The organism is Variovorax sp. P4_D9 (genome assembly GCF_056401695.1).
Map to the genome: position 1 here is coordinate 1 of NZ_JBFUIU010000838.1, position 3,767 is coordinate 3,767.

A 3,767-nucleotide genomic window follows, 5' to 3' on the forward strand; every position below is an offset into this window, starting at 1 on the left:
GCGCGTGGACGGCCGCAAGCGCGCCGTGAACGAATTGATGACCTACAAGGGCGTGATGCTGCAGGATATACCGAACATGGCATGGCTCTTCGGCTACATCAACGCACCCTGGACGCTCAAGGTGGACATGGCGTCGAGCTACTTCTGCCGCCTACTCAACCACATGGACCGCAACGGGGCCGACGTCGTGACGGCGCGCGCACCCGAGGGGGAGATGCTGGGCGAAACCATCGTGGCATCGCTCCAGTCGGGCTACGCGCGGCGCGGCGAGGCGATGGTGCCGCGGCAGGGGCGCGCGCTGCCGTGGCGGGTGCTGCACAACCCGGAGAAAGACCACGTGATGCTGATGAAGGACCCTGTGGAGGATTTGGCACTCGAGTTTCGCGGCGGATCGCCGAGCGGCACGCTGCGCCCTGCAGCAGCCTGAAGCAGGCGCACATGAAATCCATCGAGTCATCGTTCGCGAGTCAGGGCCTGCGCTGCGCAGGCACGCTGCTGATGCCCAGCCATGGCGAGCGTCCGCCCGTCATCGTGATGGCGCATGGTTTTGCCGGCCTCCGCGCAATGCTGCTTCCACACGCCGAACGTTTCGTGGAGGCTGGCTACGCCGTCTTCCTATTCGACTACCGCAATTTCGGTGACAGCGAGGGGCAGCCGCGCCACTGGGTGGATCCCAGCCGGCACCTGAAGGACTGGGACGCCGCCATCCGTCATGTCAGGGCGCTCGAGACCGTCGATGCCCAGCGCGTGGTGCTGTGGGGCACTTCGCTGTCCGGCGGCCACGTGGTCTGCATGGCCGCGCGCGGGCATCGCGTTGCAGCAGTCATTGCAGGCCATCCGCTGATGAGCGGTTGGGCCGCGATCACTGCGCTCAGCCCGATGGTAATCCTGCGGCTGACCTGTGCGGGGTTGAAGGACGTCATCGGCGACCTGGTCGGCAAGCCGCACTACCTGCCCGTCGTGGGTCGGCCCGGCGAACACGCCGCACTGACCGGCGCCGAGGCCTTGGGCGGCATGGAGGAGCTGAAGGCGATCGCCAACGTGCCGTGGGAGAACAAGGTGCTGGCGCGCGTGCTGCTGAAGATCCCCCACTACAACCCGATCCGGCTCGCAAGCAAGGTTCGGGTTCCCACGCTCGTGATCGCCGGGTCGAACGACACCATCGTTTCGGCCGCCGTCGCGCGCAAGGCTGCGAACCGCATGCCGAACGCCGAGTTCACGCTGCATGCTTCCGATCACTTCCAACCGTACTACGGCGACTACCTCGACAAGAACGTCCAGGCGCAACYCGCCTTCCTGCACAAGCACGTGGCCGTCTAAAGCACGGCCTCCCAAGCCATCAAAGGATTTTCTCGTGAACTACTCGTTCAAGGACAAGGTCGCCGTCGTCACCGGCGCAGGCTCCGGCATCGGCCGCGCATTGGCGCTGCAACTCGGCGCGGCTGGCGCACGCTTGGCGCTGTCGGACATCGACGCTGCCGGACTTTCTCAGACGATGCGGCAGTTGCCGCCCGGCACCCAGTCTCGCGGCTACGCTCTTGACGTGGCCTCGCGGGAAGCAGTCTTCGACCATGCCGATGATGTGCGTCGCGATTTCGGCACTGCGCACTTCGTCTTCAACAACGCCGGCGTCACCATGGTCGGCACCTTCGAGCACATGGACATCGACGAGATCGAGTGGCAGCTCGGCATCAACCTGTGGGGCGTCATCTACGGCAGCAAGGCGTTCCTGCCGATGATGCTGGCGCAACGCGAAGGTTGCATCATCAATATCTCGAGCGTGTTCGGCCTGGTCGGCTTTCCCGCGCAGAGCGCCTACAACATCTCCAAGTTCGGCGTGCGCGGTCTCACCGAGTGCCTGTGGCGCGAGCTCGAAGGGACCGGCGTTCGTGCGCTCAGCGTGCACCCGGGCGGGATCAAGACCAACATCGAGCGCGCTGGCCGGCGCTGCAAGCTTTCCGGGGAACAAGAGGCCCGCTTTTCGGCGCTCGGCGACAAGTTGCTCACGACGCCGCCCGAGGACTGCGCCGCCGCGATCCTCAACGGCGTGCGGCGCGGCAAGAAGCGCGTGGTCACCGGCAACCAATCCGCGCCGCTGTTCTGGCTGTCGCGGCTCATGCCGAACAGCTACCACAGCGTGGTCAAGCTGATCGCCTGACACAGCAACCTGGACTGGAAAATGAAACCGCCTGCATCGGCAGCGCCATCGCCCAGGACCGGCTCACCGAAGCGCGTTTCAGTGCGCTACTTCTCGCTGCTGCTGCTGCCAGGGGAGGAGGCCCATCGGGAATCAGTGGCCGAACAGCCGCGCAATGCCCCCGCGCAGGTGCGCCTCCATGGCCTGCCGCGCGGCGGCGGCGTCCTGCCGCTCGATGGCTTGTTCCACGGCCGCGTGCTCCTGACACACGCCGGCCCGTCGCTGGCCTTGCGGCCGCCCCGCGAGGCTGCGTGAGAGTCCGATACTGAAGCGGGTCTGCGGCGCCAGGGCAGTCATCGTCATGCCGAAGAAGCGGTTGTCGCAGGCTTGGGCCACCGCGTCGTGGAAGGCGATGTCTTCTTCCACGGCATCGCTTCCATTTGCAAGGGCCTGCTCGAAGCGCTCGCGGCACAGGCGGATGTGGTGCATCTGATCGGTGGTGCGCGCCAGCGCCGCGCGGGCGGCGGCTTCGCCTTCCATGAAGCACCGGAATTCCAGAAAGGCGCGGATGTCGGCGATGTTCTCCAACGTGCTGAGCGAGATGGGCTTGGCCTGAGGCAGCGCATCCGTGACGAAAGTGCCCGAGCCCTTGCGCGCGTAGATGCGCCCCTCTTCGCGAAGGCGCGCCAGCGCCTGGCGCAGCACCGGGCGCGACACGCCAAGGCGTTGTGATAGGGCCGTTTCACCGGGCAGGCGTGCGCGCGGCTCGAAGCCCGGCGTGCCGAGCAGTTGCATCAGGTCCTCGTAGACCTTGTCGCCCAACAACCGGTCCGCCCTGTGTGCGTGCGCGGCCAGGTCTGTGGCGTCTGTAACGGGTGCTTGCATATAACAGCTCTTTACAGGGTAATCGGCGAGAAGCGTGAGCTCTTGGGTGCGGACAATCCACTCCAGGCCAAATTCACTCGATGAATTTCCAAGTTTCTCTCTGAAGATATAAAAAGCTGTCAATCATGTCAACCATCCGCTGTCTTCGCACTTACCGTCTGCCGGAGCGGCCCAGCCTGATCTGGCTCGAGCTGGAAACGCACGATGGCCTCGTCGGGTTGGGGGAGACCTTTCGCGGGGCAGCTTCGGTGGAGACCTGCCTGCATGACGAACTCGCCCCGTGGCTGCTGGGGCGTGACGCGCGGCACATCGAAGGCATCTCACGCCACCTGCTCACGCCTTACGTCGGCTACAACAGCTCGGGTGTCGAAGTGCGCTCGGCCAGTGCCGTCGACATCGCGTTGTGGGACCTCGCTGGCCAGCGCCAGGGCGTGCCCGTCCACGAGGCGCTGGGCGGCGCTGCGCGCCTGAGCGTGCCGGTCTACAACACCTGTGCGGGCTACGCCTTCAACACCACCGGCAAGCGTCGCGACATCGGCGCGGACGACCAGTCCCAAGGGCCTTACGACGACCAGGTTGCCTTCATGCGCGATGCCGGCGCCCTCGCCGGCAGCCTGCTGGACGAAGGCTACAAGGCCATGAAGATCTGGCCCTTCGACATCTATGCACCCGCCAGCGGTGGCCACCTGATCAGCCTGCCCGACCTGGAAAAGGGCCTGGAACCGTTCCGCCGGATCCGCGAGGC

At 65.7% G+C, this 3,767-nt stretch carries 4 protein-coding genes and 1 pseudogene; 4 read left to right on the forward strand and 1 reads right to left on the reverse strand.

Annotation, left to right across the window (positions count from 1 at the left end; translation table 11 throughout):
- The 3 genes and pseudogenes from AC1DY5_RS46420 to AC1DY5_RS46430 all read left to right on the forward strand — a co-directional run.
- Window positions 1–427, forward strand: a pseudogene (locus AC1DY5_RS46420) (FAD-containing monooxygenase EthA); the annotation flags it as partial.
- An 11-nt stretch (window positions 428–438) separates the two neighbouring features.
- A complete protein-coding gene (locus AC1DY5_RS46425) occupies window positions 439–1,320 on the forward strand; it encodes an alpha/beta hydrolase (RefSeq protein WP_478121131.1) in 882 nt (293 codons plus the stop codon).
- A gap of 34 nt (window positions 1,321–1,354) precedes the next feature.
- On the forward strand, window positions 1,355–2,158 hold the full coding sequence (locus AC1DY5_RS46430) for an SDR family NAD(P)-dependent oxidoreductase (RefSeq protein WP_478121132.1): 804 nt from the start codon (window positions 1,355–1,357) through the stop codon (window positions 2,156–2,158).
- Window positions 2,159–2,290: 132 nt separating this feature from the next.
- Here AC1DY5_RS46430 and AC1DY5_RS46435 read toward each other — a convergent pair whose 3' ends face one another.
- Complete coding sequence (locus tag AC1DY5_RS46435) at window positions 2,291–3,145, reverse strand: FadR/GntR family transcriptional regulator (protein ID WP_478121133.1); 855 nt, start codon at window positions 3,143–3,145, stop codon at window positions 2,291–2,293.
- A 2-nt stretch (window positions 3,146–3,147) separates the two neighbouring features.
- On the opposite strand from AC1DY5_RS46435, the gene AC1DY5_RS46440 reads away from it, so the two are divergent.
- A partial coding sequence (locus tag AC1DY5_RS46440; protein ID WP_478121134.1) for an enolase-like domain-containing protein occupies window positions 3,148–3,767 on the forward strand: 620 nt, incomplete at its 3' end.